Genomic DNA, 14924 nt, shown 5'->3' on the forward strand with positions numbered 1-14924 from the left:
ACCGTTTCCTCAGACCACAAGGCTCATGGGGTTTTCGACCACGTTGCGGAAGGCTGATACCCATTCCGCCGCCAGCGCGCCGTCCACCACGCGGTGGTCAACCGACAGGGTCACGGTCATGACGGTGGCGATGGTGATTTCATCCCCCTTCACCACCGGCCTGCGCTCACCCGCCGCAATGGCCAGGATACCGGCCTGTGGCGGGTTGAGGATGGCGGAAAACGCCTTCACCCCATACATCCCCATGTTGGAGATCGAGAACGTGCCGCCCTGGAATTCCTCCGGCTTCAGCTTGCCCGCGCGCGCGCGGGTGGCCAGGTCGCGGATTTCGGTGCTGATCTGGCGCAGGCCCTTGGTGTCGGCACGGCGCACGATGGGCGTAATCAGCCCGTCGGGGATGGAGACGGCAACAGAAATATCCACGTCGTCATATACCAGCGTCGCATCATCGCTGTACGCCACGTTCACCTTCGGCACGCGGCGCAGCGTAAGGGCTGCGGCCTTCACCAGCATGTCGTTGACGGAAATCTTGTACGCGCCCGGCCCCTCGGCGGGGGATGCGGCGTTCAGCTGCCTGCGCAGCGCCATCAGCGCGTCAAGCTGCACATCCATTTCCACATAGAAATGCGGAACGGTGGTCTTGGCTTCCGTCAGCCTGCGCGCGATCACCTTGCGCATGGTGGAATGCGGCACGCTTTCATACCCGGCACCAGCCTCCACCGGGGCCACCGCCGGGGTTGCGGGTTTCGGCGCGGGGGCCGGGGCCTGCGGTGCGCTGGCGGCCTGTTCCACGTCCCGGCGCACGATGCGGCCGTTGGGGCCGCTGCCCTTCAGCGTGGACAGGTCAATGCCCTTGCCTGCCGCGATCCGGCGCGCCAGCGGGGAGGCGAAAACCCGCTTCCCCGTGCCCGCCGGGGCGGCCTGCGGCGCGGGGGCCGCGCTGGCCGCGGCAGGTGCCGCCGTCGCCACGGGGGCCGGAGCCGCCGCCGGGGTCGCAGGGGCGGACACGGCGGTGTCAGGCACACTTTCGCCTTCGGCCACCAGTATGCCGATGGGGGTGTTGACGGCGATGCCTTCCGTCCCTTCCGGGATCAGGATACGGCCCAGCACGCCTTCATCCACGGCCTCGACTTCCATCGTGGCCTTGTCGGTCTCGATTTCCGCAATCACGTCGCCTGCGGCAATCGCCTCGCCTTCCGCCTTGACCCAGCGGGCCAGCTTGCCTTCCTTCATGGTGGGCGACAGGGCGGGCATCAGGATGTTGATGGACATCGTGCGATCCCCCTTCACACAACCTGCCGGACGGCATTGATGATCCAGTCCGGGTTGGGCAGCGCGAGTTTTTCAAGGTTGGCGGCGAACGGCATGGGCACATCGGCCCCGGCCACGCGCACCGGTGGCGCGTCAAGGTAGTCAAAGGCGTGTTCGATCACCTGCATGGCGATTTCCGCGCCAATGCCCGCGAACGGCCAGCCTTCTTCCACCGTGACCAGGCGGCTGGTCTTCTTCACGCTGTCCACCACGGTCTGGGTATCCAGCGGGCGGATGGTGCGCAGGTTGATGACCTCGGCCTCGATCCCCTGCTCCGCCAGTTTCGCCGCCGCTTCCAGCGCCGTGCCCACCATGATGGAGAAGGTGACGATGGTCACGTCCGTGCCCGCGCGCTCGATCTTCGCCTTGCCGATCGGCAGGATGAAGTCCTCATCCACCGGACAGGGGAAACGCTGTCCGTACAGGATTTCGTTTTCAAGGAAGATGACCGGGTTGGGATCGCGGATGGCGGCGCGCAGCAGGCCCTTGGCGTCCGCTGCCGACCAGGGCGCCACCACCTTCAGCCCCGGCACATGGCCGTACCAGCTTGCGTAACACTGCGAATGCTGCGCGCCCACGCGGGCAGCCGCGCCATTGGGGCCACGGAACACGATGGGGCACGACATCTGCCCGCCCGACATGTAGCGCGTCTTGGCGGCGGAATTGATGATCTGGTCAATGGCCTGCATGGCGAAGTTCATGGTCATGAACTCGACAATCGGCTTGAGCCCGGTCAGCGCGGCGCCGATGGCCATGCCGGTAAAGCCCTGTTCGGTAATGGGGGTGTCGATCACCCGCTTTTCGCCAAACTGGTCCAGCAACCCCTGCGAGACCTTGTACGCGCCCTGGTACTGGGCCACTTCCTCACCGATCAGGAACACGTCCCCGTCCCGCGCCAGCTCGGCGGCCATGGCGTCGCGCAGGGCTTCGCGCACGGTAATCTCGGCGGTTTCGCCCCAGTCCTTTTCCGGCTGGGCGGATACGGGCGGCGCGCTGGGGGCGGCTGGCGTCGGGCCACAGGACGGCGATGCGGCAGGGGCCGCAGCCGCACCGGCAGCCGCCGCGCCGGGGGCAGCAGTGGCAGGCTGCGCGTCCGCGTCCTCACCTTCGGCCAGCACGATGGCGATGGGCGTGTTGACGGCCACGTTTTCCGTCCCCTCGGGGATCAGGATGCGACCCATGATGCCTTCATCCACGGCCTCGACTTCCATCGTGGCCTTGTCGGTCTCGATTTCCGCAATCACGTCGCCAGCCGCAATGGCCTCGCCCGGCCTGCGCAGCCAGCGTGCCACCTTGCCCTCCTTCATCGTGGGGGACAGGGCGGGCATGAGTATTTCTGTTGCCATCTTTAATTCAGCTTCCTACCAGAATGTCCGTCCACAGTTCCGAGGGATCAGGCTCGGGACTGGTCTGGGCAAACTCCGCCGCGTCAAGCACGACCGCCTTGACCTTGTCATCCATCGCCTTCAGGTCGCTTTCGGCAACGCCGCGTTCCAGCAGTTCGCGGCGCACGCGGTCGATGGGGTCATGGTTCTTGCGGATTTCGTCCACTTCCGAACGCTGGCGGTATTTCGCCGGGTCGGACATGGAATGGCCACGGTAGCGGTAGGTATCGACCTCCATCAGCACCGGGCCCTTGCCCGCGCGGCAATGCGCCACGGCTTCGGCCGCGGCGGCCCGCACGGCCTCGACATCCATGCCATCGACATACATGCCCGGAATGCCCCACGGTTCCCCATTACGCCACAATGCCTTGGACGCGGAGGAACGTTCGACACTGGTGCCCATGCCGTAACGGTTGTTTTCCAGCACGAACAGGCAGGGCAGCTTGTGGAGTGCCGCAAGGTTGAAGCTTTCGTAAACCTGCCCCTGGTTCGATGCGCCTTCACCATAATACGTGACCGAGACTTCGTCCGTGCCGCGGTACTTGTTCGCGAACGCAAGCCCGATCCCCAGCGAGACCTGCGCGCCGACAATGCCATGCCCGCCATAGAAATGCTTCTCGGAGGAGAACATGTGCATGGACCCGCCCTTGCCGTGGGAATAGCCGCCCTCACGCCCGGTCAGTTCCGCCATCACCCCGCGCGGGTCCATGCCGGCGGCCAGCATCTGCCCGTGGTCACGGTAGGAGGTGATGATCTTGTCCCCCTGCTTCAGCTCCATCTGGATCCCGACCACGACCGCTTCCTGCCCGATATACAGATGGCAGAAACCGCCGATCAGCCCCATGCCATACAGCTGGCCCGCGCGTTCTTCAAACCGGCGGATCAGCACCATCTGGTAATAGGCTTCCTTCAGGTCGGCCTCGGTCATGGTCCGGCTGTTATGTCCACCGGACAGGCCGGGATCTGTCTCGTTACTCATCAAACGTCCTCAGGTTCATGTTTCCTGCGCCGTGCCGGTGCGGGCACGGCAATCGGGGCCAGCGCCGAAAACCGGCATGCCGTCATGGTGTGACGGCACGGTCATAAGTACCCGACGCCCCGCCGGATTTATGGATCACGTGTATCTGACCGATTTCCATGTCCCGTTCCACCGCCTTGCACATGTCATACAGCGTCAGAGCCGCGACGGAGGCCGCGGTCAGGGCCTCCATCTCCACCCCGGTCGGCCCGGTGGTGCGCACGCGGGCGGTGATCTCGATCCCCTCGCCCGCCGTATCGGGTGTCAGCTCCACCTTTACCGATGATATGGCCAGCGGATGGCACAGCGGGATCAGGTCCGACGTTTTCTTGGCCGCCATGATGCCCGCGATGCGCGCGGTGGCCAGCACGTCGCCCTTTGGCATCTCCCCCGACAGGATCATGGCCAGCGTCGCGGGGCGCATCCTGATATGCCCGTGCGCCACGGCTTCGCGCCGCGTATCGGGCTTGGCCGAGACATCGACCATGACCGCATGCCCCGCCGCATCAAGGTGTGACAGGCGCGTGCCCGTCATGGCGCGGCGCTGTCCGCCGGCGCGTCCGGCGCGGTGCCCAGCAGGGCATGCACGGCGGCCCCCACGTCCTCATGCCGCAGCAGGCTTTCCCCCACCAGGAAGCCCGATGCGCCAACGGCGTTCAGCTTCACCACGTCGGCATGGGTGCGGATGCCGCTTTCGGATACGATGATCCGGTCAGGCGGCACCAGCGGGGCCAGGCGGCAGGTGGTTTCAATATCGGTCTGCAGCGTTTTCAGGTTGCGGTTGTTGATGCCGATCAGCGAGGTATCAAGGGCAAGGGCGCGGTTCAGTTCGCCCTCGTCATGCACTTCCACCAGCACGTCCATGTCCAGCCCGCGCGCGATGTCCAGCAGTTCGGCCGCTTCCGCATCGGTCAGGATCGCCATGATCAGCAGGATGCAGTCCGCCCCGATCAGGCGGCTTTCATGCACCTGCCACGGGTCGATGATGAAATCCTTGCGCAGCAGCGGCAGCTTGCACGCCTCACGCACGCGCGTCAGGTCTTCCGCGCAGCCGTGGAAGCACGACCCTTCCGTCAGGACCGAAAGGCACGCGGCCCCCGCCTTTTCATATTCCTGCGCGATCACGGTCGGTTCGTAATCGGGGCGCAGGATACCGGCGGATGGCGACGCCTTCTTGATTTCCGCGATCAGCCCGATCTGGTGATCGGCGGTCTTCTGCTTCAGCGCCTGACCGAAGCCGCGCGGCGGCGTGGTCACTTCGCGCGCGCGCGCCGTGATTTCCTTCAGCGGGGTGACCTTGGCACGCTGCGCCACGTCCACCCGGGTCCGTGCACAGATGCGTTCCAGAACATCGGGAATGCTGTCCACATCCGCCGGCTGGACACTACCTGTCTGGGGGGGGGTCATTGGCGTGTCGTTCATTTTCTACCCTGTTACTCTGTTTGGCATGTCCGCCCGGAAATTCCGGACAGCCTCCAGCACGGCCGCGACCGCACCCTTATCAAGCGCATCGGCCGCAAGGCCGACATTCGCGCGTAGGACGGCATGATCGATTGCGCCGCCCCGGATAATACTGTCGCCCCGCCCCGCCACGTGCAATGCCACCGCGGCATTCAGCAGCACGGTATCACGATAGGCACCGCGCGCGCCCTGCGCCAGCGCGCGCAGGGCCGCGGCATTATGCGCGGGCGCGCCACCGGCAATGGCCGAAATCGGCGCGGGCGCAAGCCCCGCCTGCCCTGCATCCACGATCAGGGACATGACCTGCCCGTCTTCAAGGATGGTGGCATGGTTGGGACCGGCCAGGGTCAGTTCGTCAATGTACCGCCCCGCGCCGCAATCCCCGCATATGGCCCATACGCGCGCCGACCCGGTCGCCTGCAGTGTCCGGACCATGGGGGCCAGCCAGTCGGGGGAAAACACGCCCACCATCTGCCGCGCAACCCCCGCGGGGTTACACAGCGGGCCAAGCAGGTTGAAAATGGTGCGAAAGCCCAGCGCGCGGCGCACCGCCCCCACATGCCGCATGGCGGGATGGTGATTTGTGGCGGCAAGGAAGGCCAGCTTATGCTCCGCCACCATGGCACCGATATGCCCGTGGTCCACCGGCAGCGGCACACCCAGTTCCAGCAGCACGTCCGTCGCCCCCGAGCGCGAGGACAGCGCGCGATTGCCATGCTTGACCACCGGCACCCCCAGGGCGGCCAGCACGAACGCCACGGCGGTGGACACATTCAGCGTGCCCAGCCCGTCGCCCCCCGTGCCGCATACGTCAATCGCCCCCGGCGGCATGCCGGGCACCGCCACCATGCGCGCGCGCATGGCGCGTACGGCGGCTTCCAGTTCGGTCACGGTTTCCCCGCGCATGTGCAGCGCGGTCAGGAAGGCCGCCAGCCCGCCCGCGGGCACAAGCCCGTCCATGATCTGGTCAAAGGCCACCTGCGCCATAGCCGCATCCAGCGCACGGCCCGCCAGCGTCCAGTCCAGTATTTCGCGGAATTCCGGCGTCATGGCCGCAGCCGCGGGCACAGTGGCGCCCGGCCCGGCTGCCGTCGTGGCATCGGCGTCCGGCATCCCGCCCGCAGGCGCGCGGTTACGCAGTTCGGCTTCCAGTTCCACCGGGTCGGACAGGATGCGGCCCTGGATGTACAGCCCGGTCAGGAAGGCGATGGCGGGAATTTCTTCCATCGCGCCCGCCTTGATGGCATCCAGCGCGGCCTTGACCTGTTCAGGCGCCACGACTTCGCCGCCCGCGACACGTCCCGGAAGATCGCGGAACGTGGTGCTGGCGGCCGAGGCGCTGTCCCTGCTGCTGGCCATCGCCGTTCAGGCGGCCTTGCGCGGCGTGTTGGTGCCGCGTGCGATGGACAGGAAATTGGCCATGATTTCGTGGCCGTATTCCGATGCAATGCTTTCGGGGTGGAACTGCACGCCAAAGATCGGCAGCGTCGCGTGCCGCAGGCCCATGATGACCCCGTCGGACGTATGCGCGGTCGCCACCAGCGTATCGGGCAGGCTGTCGGGATCAACCGTCAGGCTGTGGTAACGGGTGGCGTTGAACGGGTCGGGCAGGCCGGCAAAGATATCGGTCCCGTCATGGTACACCGGCGAGACCTTGCCATGCATCGGCACGGGCGAACGCACGACCCTGCCGCCAAAGACCTGACCGATGGCCTGATGGCCAAGGCAGACGCCAAAGACTGGCACCTTTCCCGCCGCCGCCGCGATCAGGTCACAGCAGATCCCGGCCTCGTTCGGGGAACAGGGGCCGGGTGAAATGACAATCGCTTCCGGCTTCAGCGCCAGCGCGTCGTCCACGCTGATCGCATCGTTGCGGTATACTTCACACGTTTCCCCCAGATCGCCCAGGTAGTGAACGAGGTTGAACGTGAAGCTGTCATAATTGTCGATCAGAAGGATCATGGGCGTATCATGGCTTTTCCGCTGGGCCGGGTCAAACCTTCTGGCATGGCCTGGCATGTCTTGCCGTTCCTTACCATGTACGCAGGGGTCATGAAATCACCTTGCGAAATGTTTCAGGTCCCTGCCATTGAAACGGGCCGCAAACCCGGAGATGTTCCTGGTGAAGCTATTTTCAAAACGCTTCAGGAAAGAACGCCGCCTTTTTTGAAAAAAGGCGGCGCCCAAAAACTTTCGTCCCCGTTTACGGGGCATCTCCCGTGGCGAAGCGCACCGCCTCCTCCGCCGCGCGGAACAGGGCGCGGGCCTTCTGGCGGGTTTCCTCATATTCCGCGTCGGGCACGCTGTCGGCCACGACGCCACAGCCCGCCTGCACGTACATCCGCCCGTCCTTGACCACCGCCATGCGCAGGCCGATGCAGGTATCCATGTCCCCATCCGGGCCGAAATAGCCGATGCACCCGGCATAGGTGGCGCGCCGGGTCGGCTCGACCTCGTCAATGATTTCCATGGCGCGGATCTTGGGCGCACCGGTCAGGGTGCCGGCGGGGAAGCCCGACATCAGCGCGTCCAGTGCCTCAAGGTCGGGGCGCAGCGTTCCCTCCACATTCGACGAGATGTGCATGACATGGCTGAAACGTTCGATCACGAACTGCTCCGTCACCTTTACCGAACCCAGTTCGCACACCCTGCCCACGTCGTTGCGGCCAAGGTCGATCAGCATCAGGTGCTCGGCGCGTTCCTTGGGATCGGCCAGCAGTTCGGCCTCCAGCGCCAGATCCTCCACTGTCGTGCGGCCACGCGGGCGGGTACCGGCCAGCGGGCGCACGGTCATGGTGCCTTCGCGCAGGCGCACCAGGATTTCGGGCGAGGACCCGACAAGACTGAACCCGTCCAGGTCAAGGTAGAACAGGAACGGTGCCGGGTTGATCCGCCGCAGCGCGCGGTACAGCGCGAATGGCGGCAGGGTGAAGGCCGCGCTGAAACGCTGGCTGGGCACGATCTGGAATGCGTCCCCCGCCGCGATATAGTCCTGCAGCCTGCGCACCACGTTGCAGAATTCCTCCCGCGTCATGGTGGATTGCGGCACGGGGGCCGCGATCTCGCCCGCTGGCCCGTCAGGCAGTTCAACCGGGGTGGACAGCGCCGCGCGGGCCTGCTGCAGGCGGTCCTGTGCCGCATCCCACACGGCTTCGGCTGTCTGGCCCGGCATGGGACGCAGGGGGGCGGCCAGCAGCAGTTCGTCACGCACCGTGTCGAATATCGCGAACAGGCCGGGCCGGATCATGATGCCTTCGGGCAGGTCGAGGTCATCGGCCGGCATGTCGGGCAGGTGTTCGACCTGCCGGATCATGTCATAGCCGAGGTAGCCGAACACGCCGCCGGTCATGGGCGGCAGCCCTTCGGGCAGGTCCATGCGGCTTGCGTGCAGGATGCGGCGCAGGGACACCAGCGGCGCGTCTGTTTCAGGTACGAAGGCATGGGTGGCGGCTGCCGGGTCGGTGCATACGCTGGCCCGCCCGTCATGGCAGCGCCAGATCAGGTCGGGCAGCAGGCCGATGACCGAATATCGCCCGCGCGACGTACCGCCCTCGACACTTTCCAGCAGGAAGGCGTTATGCCCGCCATTGCCGCCGCCATGGCTGCGCGCAAGGCGTGACAGCCGCAGGAAGGCGGCCACCGGCGTCAGCAGGTCCGCAGGCTCCACCCGCCATGCCACGGTACTCCTGCCCGCGCGCAGGTCGGCCAGGGCCGCCTCGCGCCGGGCGGCATCAACGGGCCGGAAGGAGGGGCGTGGGGCGTGTGCTGTCACTGTGCTGTTCCCGTGTTCTGGCTGCCTGTTACCTCCGCCATGACCGCATGGATGGCGGAATTGTTCGGCCTGGGCTTCACCACGCCTTCCAGCGCGTTGCCGTAGCCCATTTCGATATCATCGCCCATCGACTGGGTCAGGCCCGCGCGCACGCGGTCATACAGGTTCTTCTGCGTGGCCGGGTCGGGGTGGTTGATGGCCGTAAGCGTCGCGACGACGTAAGAATCCCCCGCCTCCGTCATCACGCTCTGCCCGGGCTGGGTCAGGCGGAAGATCAGGGCAGCGACCTCACGCGGGATTTCCGGCGCGGGCTGCATGGGGGAAATCGGCTGGCTGTGTTCCAGCCCGGCAATGGCGGGGCTGACATGGCCCAGACCGCCCTGCCCCTGTGCCTGCGTGTAATACGCGGTGGCCTGCTGGTCGGCCATGTGGCGGCGGGCATCGGCCATCCAGGCCTGCGCCACGCGTGGACCGGCCTCATCCAGCGTCAGGGCATGGCCCGGGGTCACGCCGTCAACCGATACCGCGTACCACATGCCATCCGGCCCCTGCACCAGTTCGGGGTTCGCCCCCTTCGCCTGTGAAAAAATGCGCGCCACGATCGCCTGCCGTGCGGCATCACTGCCCGGGATTGGGGCGGGCGTGCCGTCATGTGTCAGGCCGGATGCATCCACATCACCCGATACGGCGGCAGCCCCCAGATCGGTCGGGATGGAATCCAGCCCGCCACCGGCAATGGTGTCCTGCAGCTTCTGCACCCGGTCGGCCAACAGCGCCTGCGCGCGGGAATGGGCGATCTGGTCATGCAGCGCCTGTCGCACCTCCCCGAACGGGGTGGCGTGGGCGGGGGTGACGCCGGTTACGCGAAAGACGACCCAGCCGCCCTCGCTCCTGATCGGTCCCTGTGTCGCGTTGGCGGGGGCGGCAAAGATCTGCTTGCCAAGGTCGGCGGAAGGCACGTCGCTGACCTTCATGCCCGGCAGTTCGACCGCGGCCGCGTCCTTGCCCGCGCTTTTCTGAACCTGCGCCCATGCGCTACCGTCCGTCCACTGCGCGCGCAGGGCCGTGGCGCGGGCTTCGGTCGGCACGGTCACGATCTGCACGTCACGGCGTTCGGGCGCGTTGAAGGTCTGGGCCTGCGCGTCATACGCCTTGTGCAGGTCATCATCCGAAATGGCGATCTGGCGACCGATCGTATCCGCCGACAGCACGACAATGCGGGCATGGCGGAATTCGGGTGCGACGAATTCCCACGGGTGGTTGGCATGGTAGCGCGCAAGCTGGGCTGCCGTGGGGGTGGCCGCGGGCTGCTGGCTGTCAAACGGCACGCGCACCAGGTCGATGGTGCGGGTCTGGGCTTCGAAATCGAACAGGCGGCGGGCCATCACGCCGGGCACGGTGGCGCCATCGCGAATCGGCTGCAGCAGCACGCGCGAGGCCTGTTCCTGCCGCACCAGGTCAACCAGCCGCCCTTCGGACATGCCGGTGCGGCGCAGGCGGTCATTGAACAGCGCACGGTCGAACTGCCCGTCACGCCCCTTGAACGCGGGAATGGAGAAGATTTCGTCACGCACCACGGAATCGGGCACGATCAGGCCGTGGCGGTCGGCCGCTTCGGCAATTTCGGCCTGCAGCACAAGGCGGGTCAGCACCTGCTGGGCGATCTGTTCGCGCGTGGCGGCCGGGATCTGTGACGGATCGGACAGGTGCATGGACTGCGCGACCTGCGGCATTTCGGACTGCAGCGCGTTCTGGTACGACTGCACCAGGATGGGGCGGTCACCCACGCGGGCCACGACATCGGCGCGTTCGGTGCCGATGTTCATCAGCACGTCGCCCACGCCAAACCCGATGAAGGCAAGGAAAAACAGCCCGGCGACGATGCGGCCCACCCATGAATCGACAAACACGCGATACAGAAAAGATAGCATGAAAAACCCTGCGCCAGCACCAAGACAAAGCCGGATGGAACAGGGCGTGCGCACCATGCGCACCCGTACGGGCGCCCTGTTTTCCGGTCGGGCACCATACGGTCACGCCAGCGGTTTGACCAGCACAAGGATGCACGCACGCCCGCGATGCGGCGCATGCGGGTTGCAACCGGGGTCACGCCATGGTGTAGGCTGCACCCCCATGACAACCATGCCACGCGCCGCGCAGGCGGTGCGCCACGGCATGGGCGCAGGAGTGGAAACATGAAGCAGATAATTGTCGGCAACTGGAAAATGAATGGCCTGAGCGCGGATGCCGACGCGCTGGTGGACGGGCTGGCTGCGGAACTGGCCACGCTGTCCCCCCGGGCCGATGTCGTGGTCTGCCCGCCGTTCACGCAGCTGGCCCGCCTTGCGCCAAAGCTGAAGCAGGCCGGGATCAGGCTAGGCGCGCAGGACTGCCACAAGGATAAATCCGGTGCCCATACCGGCGACATTTCCGCCCCCATGCTGGTGGACCTGGGGGTGGAATACGTCATCCTGGGCCATTCCGAACGCCGGGCCGAACACCATGAGCTGGATGAGACCGTGCGCGAAAAGACGGTCGCCGCCATGGCGGCGGGCCTGACGCCCATCGTCTGCGTGGGCGAAAACGACGACCAGCGTTCGTCCGGGGATTCGCAGGCCACCGTGGGCTGGCAGCTTGAGGGGTCCCTGCCGCAGGGGTTCAGGGGGATTGTCGCGTACGAACCGATCTGGGCCATCGGCACGGGACAGGCCGCGTCACAGCAGGATATTGCCGACATGGCCGCCTTTATCCGCGCCGAACTGGTGCGGCAGTTCGGGGATGGTGGCAAAACGATCCAAATCCTTTATGGTGGCTCCGTCAATGAACGCAATGTCACCGATATCCTGCCTGTCGAACACGTGGACGGGGCGCTGGTGGGCAGTGCCAGCCTGAAGGCCGACGCCTTCGTGCCGCTTGTCCGCGCCGCCCGCGCTTCGTGATTGCCGCCCGGCGGACGGGGATCTACTGGAAAGACGCATGATCACAGTTCTTCTTCTACTGCACCTGTTCGTCACCATCGCGCTGATCGGGACCATCCTGATCCAGCGCAGCGAGGGCGGTGGCCTTGGAATCGGCGGGTCCCAGGGCATGGGTTCCTTCATGTCCGGGCGCGGGACGGCAACGCTGCTCACGCGTTCGACCGCCGTGCTGGGCACCGCCTTCATGGTGCTGTCGCTGACGCTGGCGGTCATGAACCGCGGGGCATCGACCGGTGCGGGGCATGATATCCTGGCCCAGCCGCCCGGCCCGGCCGCACCCGCCACAACACCCTGATATCAGGCGGTTTTTCACAGAAACAACCAACGCCCCCGCACGCTGTGCCGGGGCGTTTTCCATTTTTTCGGCCCGTAGCGCGTCGTAGCCTTTGCAGCGCGGGCGCAAGCTGTGTAGAAAGGCCATCCATGACGCGGTTTGTATTCATCACCGGCGGCGTGGTGTCCTCCCTCGGCAAAGGCATTGCTTCGGCTGCCCTTGCTGCCCTGCTCCAGGCCCGTGGCTATCGGGTCCGGTTGCGCAAGCTTGACCCCTACCTGAATGTCGATCCGGGGACGATGAGTCCCTATCAGCACGGCGAGGTCTTCGTGACCGATGACGGGGCTGAAACGGATCTTGACCTTGGCCATTACGAACGCTTTACGGGTGTGCATGCCACCCGGGCGGACAATGCCACGACGGGGCAGATCTATTCCGGCGTGATCGCGCGCGAACGGCGTGGCGACTACCTGGGTGCGACCGTACAGGTCATCCCCCACATCACCGACTCGATCAAGGAAACGATCGTGGCGGATACCGAGGACCTTGATTTCGTCCTCGTGGAAATCGGCGGCACGGTGGGCGATATCGAAAGCCTGCCCTTCCTTGAATCCATCCGGCAGCTGCGCAACGACCTTGGCCCCGACCAGACGATGTTCATCCACCTTACCCTGCTGCCATGGATCGCGGCGGCGGGTGAGCTGAAAACCAAGCCCACGCAGCATTCCGTCAAGGAACTGCAGAATGTCGGCATCCAGCCGCAGATGCTGGTCTGCCGGTCGGACCGGGAAATACCCGACAACGAACGTCGCAAGATCGCAAGCTTCTGCAACGTGCGCCCGCAGGCCGTGATTGCGGCGCGCGACGTGGACACGATCTATGCCTGCCCCATCTCGTACCATGCCGAGGGCATGGATACCGAGGTGCTGCACCATTTCGGCCTGCCCACGACGCCCGACCCCGACCTGTCGCGGTGGGAAAAGATCGTGGACGCCGTCCGCCACCCCGACCGCGAGGTGCTGGTGACGGTGGTGGGCAAGTACACCGCCCTGCTGGACAGCTACAAATCCCTGATCGAGGCATTGCAGCATGGCGGCATCGCCAACCGTGCGCGCGTGCGCCTGAACTGGGTCGAGGCGGAAGATTTCGAGAAATCGGATGACGCGGTGAACAGCCTTGCCCGCAGCGACGCCATCCTGGTGCCCGGCGGCTTTGGCGAACGCGGGTCGGAAGGCAAGATCCGCGCGGTGAAATACGCGCGTGAAAACAACATCCCGTTCATGGGCATCTGCTTTGGCATGCAGATGGCTGTGATCGAATGCGCGCGCAACCTTGCGGGCATCAAGGATGCGTCGTCCACCGAATTCGGCCCGACCGACCAGCCGCTGGTGGGCCTCATGACCGAATGGGCGCGCGGCAACGAACTGCTGCGCCGGCGTGAAGGCGGCGAGATGGGCGGCACCATGCGCCTGGGCGCCTATCCTGCAAAGCTGGCCGAAGGGTCGCGGGCGGCACAGACCTATGGCCGCACCGATATCCGCGAACGCCACCGCCACCGTTACGAGGTCAACAACCATTACCGGGAGCAGCTGGAAAAGACCGGCCTGCGCTTTTCGGGCATGTCGCCCGACGGCATCCTGCCCGAAGTGGTGGAATATCCCGACCACCCGTGGTTCATCGCGGTGCAGTACCACCCCGAGCTGATTTCCAAGCCGTTTGACCCGCATCCGCTGTTCTCCGGCTTCATCAAGGCCGCTGCGACCAAGGCGGCGGAAAAGGGCGCGAAGCGGTGACCGACCATCACGCCATAACCATCGGCAGCGTTACGGTCAGCAACGAAGCCCCCTTCGTGCTGATCGCGGGGCCATGCCAGATCGAATCCCTGCAGCAGGCCACTGAAGTGGCCGATGCGCTGCATGGGATTGCGACGAAACTGGGCATCGGGCTGATCTACAAAAGCTCGTTCGACAAGGCCAACCGCACCTCCATCAACGGCGCGCGCGGCGTGGGCATGGCGCAGGGGCTGGATATCCTGTCACAGGTGCGCGCGCGCTTCGGCATGCCGGTGCTGACCGACGTACACCTGCCCGACCAGTGCGCCCCGGTGGCGGAAGTGGCCGACGTGCTGCAGATCCCGGCCTTCCTGTGCCGCCAGACCGACCTTTTGCTGGCGGCGGGGCAGACGGGGGCGGCCATCAACATCAAGAAGGGGCAGTTCCTGGCCCCATGGGACATGGCCAATGTCGCGGCCAAGGTTGCCTCAACCGGCAATGACCGCATCATGCTGTGTGAACGCGGCACGTCATTTGGCTACAACACGCTGGTCAATGACATGCGCGCCCTGCCGATCATGGCGGGCACCGGCCATCCCGTAATCTATGACGCCACCCATTCGGTGCAGCAGCCCGGCGGCCTGGGGTCGGCTTCGGGCGGTCAGCGGGTGTTTGCACCCATCCTGGCCCGCGCCGCACTGGCCATTGGCGTGGCCGGGCTGTTCATTGAAACCCATCCCGACCCCGATACCGCGCCGAGTGATGGCGCGACCATGCTGCCGCTGGAATGCATGGAAGACCTGCTGGCCACCCTGCTGCAGTATGACCGGCTGACCAAGCAGAACCCGCCGGACGTCATCATCTGATCCCCCCGTACCCCTTGCCACAATTGGAAGGGGTACACTTCCCCCCGGTCATGGAATGCCCGAAAACCGCGCTTTCCTGCGGTCTGT

General features: G+C 65.7%; 14 protein-coding genes. 4 read left to right on the forward strand and 10 right to left on the reverse strand.

Annotation, left to right across the window (positions count from 1 at the left end; translation table 11 throughout):
- Positions 1–9: 9 nt before the first annotated feature.
- The 10 genes from F1542_RS05875 to F1542_RS05920 form a co-directional block, all read right to left on the reverse strand.
- Positions 10–1272 (reverse strand): pyruvate dehydrogenase complex dihydrolipoamide acetyltransferase, encoded by a 1263-nt coding sequence (locus F1542_RS05875; protein WP_193732222.1) that lies wholly within the window; start codon positions 1270–1272, stop codon positions 10–12.
- Positions 1273–1286: 14 nt separating this feature from the next.
- Positions 1287–2657 carry a pyruvate dehydrogenase complex E1 component subunit beta gene (locus F1542_RS05880; protein ID WP_193732223.1) on the reverse strand — a complete coding sequence of 457 codons (1371 nt, stop codon included), beginning with the start codon at positions 2655–2657 and terminating at the stop codon, positions 1287–1289.
- Between the two features lie 7 nt (positions 2658–2664).
- The gene (pdhA, locus tag F1542_RS05885) at positions 2665–3624 is read right to left on the reverse strand and encodes a pyruvate dehydrogenase (acetyl-transferring) E1 component subunit alpha (RefSeq protein ID WP_227672521.1); all 960 of its coding nucleotides are present in this window, start codon (positions 3622–3624) and stop codon (positions 2665–2667) included.
- A gap of 133 nt (positions 3625–3757) precedes the next feature.
- Positions 3758–4249 carry a cyclic pyranopterin monophosphate synthase MoaC gene (gene moaC / locus F1542_RS05890; protein WP_193732225.1) on the reverse strand — a complete coding sequence of 164 codons (492 nt, stop codon included), beginning with the start codon at positions 4247–4249 and terminating at the stop codon, positions 3758–3760.
- On the reverse strand, positions 4246–5121 hold the full coding sequence (gene trpC / locus F1542_RS05895) for an indole-3-glycerol phosphate synthase TrpC (RefSeq protein WP_193732246.1): 876 nt from the start codon (positions 5119–5121) through the stop codon (positions 4246–4248). Before trpC ends, moaC begins: the two co-directional genes overlap by 4 nt.
- An 18-nt stretch (positions 5122–5139) precedes the next feature.
- The gene (gene trpD / locus F1542_RS05900; RefSeq protein WP_193732226.1) at positions 5140–6534 is read right to left on the reverse strand and encodes an anthranilate phosphoribosyltransferase; all 1395 of its coding nucleotides are present in this window, start codon (positions 6532–6534) and stop codon (positions 5140–5142) included.
- A gap of 6 nt (positions 6535–6540) precedes the next feature.
- Positions 6541–7137, reverse strand: coding sequence for an aminodeoxychorismate/anthranilate synthase component II (locus F1542_RS05905; protein ID WP_193732247.1), 597 nt, complete (start codon positions 7135–7137; stop codon positions 6541–6543).
- A 241-nt stretch (positions 7138–7378) separates the two neighbouring features.
- Positions 7379–8947 (reverse strand): anthranilate synthase component I, encoded by a 1569-nt coding sequence (gene trpE, locus F1542_RS05910; RefSeq protein WP_193732227.1) that lies wholly within the window; start codon positions 8945–8947, stop codon positions 7379–7381.
- Positions 8944–10935 (reverse strand): peptidylprolyl isomerase, encoded by a 1992-nt coding sequence (locus F1542_RS05915; RefSeq protein ID WP_193732228.1) that lies wholly within the window; start codon positions 10933–10935, stop codon positions 8944–8946. The genes trpE and F1542_RS05915 overlap by 4 nt, the downstream gene beginning before the upstream one ends.
- Positions 10936–10980: 45 nt before the next feature.
- Positions 10981–11124 carry a hypothetical protein gene (locus tag F1542_RS05920; protein ID WP_193732229.1) on the reverse strand — a complete coding sequence of 48 codons (144 nt, stop codon included), beginning with the start codon at positions 11122–11124 and terminating at the stop codon, positions 10981–10983.
- Positions 11125–11142: 18 nt separating this feature from the next.
- Here F1542_RS05920 and tpiA point away from each other — a divergent pair, with 18 nt between their 5' ends.
- The 4 genes from tpiA (at position 11143) to kdsA (ending at position 14837) form a co-directional block, all read left to right on the forward strand.
- The gene (tpiA, locus tag F1542_RS05925) at positions 11143–11886 is read left to right on the forward strand and encodes a triose-phosphate isomerase (protein ID WP_193732230.1); all 744 of its coding nucleotides are present in this window, start codon (positions 11143–11145) and stop codon (positions 11884–11886) included.
- A 37-nt stretch (positions 11887–11923) separates the two neighbouring features.
- Positions 11924–12220: a preprotein translocase subunit SecG gene (secG, locus tag F1542_RS05930; protein WP_193732231.1), complete on the forward strand. Its 297-nt coding sequence runs from the start codon at positions 11924–11926 to the stop codon at positions 12218–12220.
- Positions 12221–12348: 128 nt separating this feature from the next.
- The gene (locus F1542_RS05935) at positions 12349–13992 is read left to right on the forward strand and encodes a CTP synthase (protein WP_193732232.1); all 1644 of its coding nucleotides are present in this window, start codon (positions 12349–12351) and stop codon (positions 13990–13992) included.
- Entirely contained in the window at positions 13989–14837 is an 849-nt protein-coding gene (gene kdsA / locus F1542_RS05940; RefSeq protein WP_193732233.1) for a 3-deoxy-8-phosphooctulonate synthase, read from the forward strand. Before F1542_RS05935 ends, kdsA begins: the two co-directional genes overlap by 4 nt.
- Positions 14838–14924 lie beyond the last annotated feature (87 nt).

It is taken from the genome of Komagataeibacter sp. FXV3 (assembly GCF_015155755.1).
In the GTDB taxonomy this organism is placed as follows: Bacteria; Pseudomonadota; Alphaproteobacteria; order Acetobacterales; family Acetobacteraceae; genus Komagataeibacter.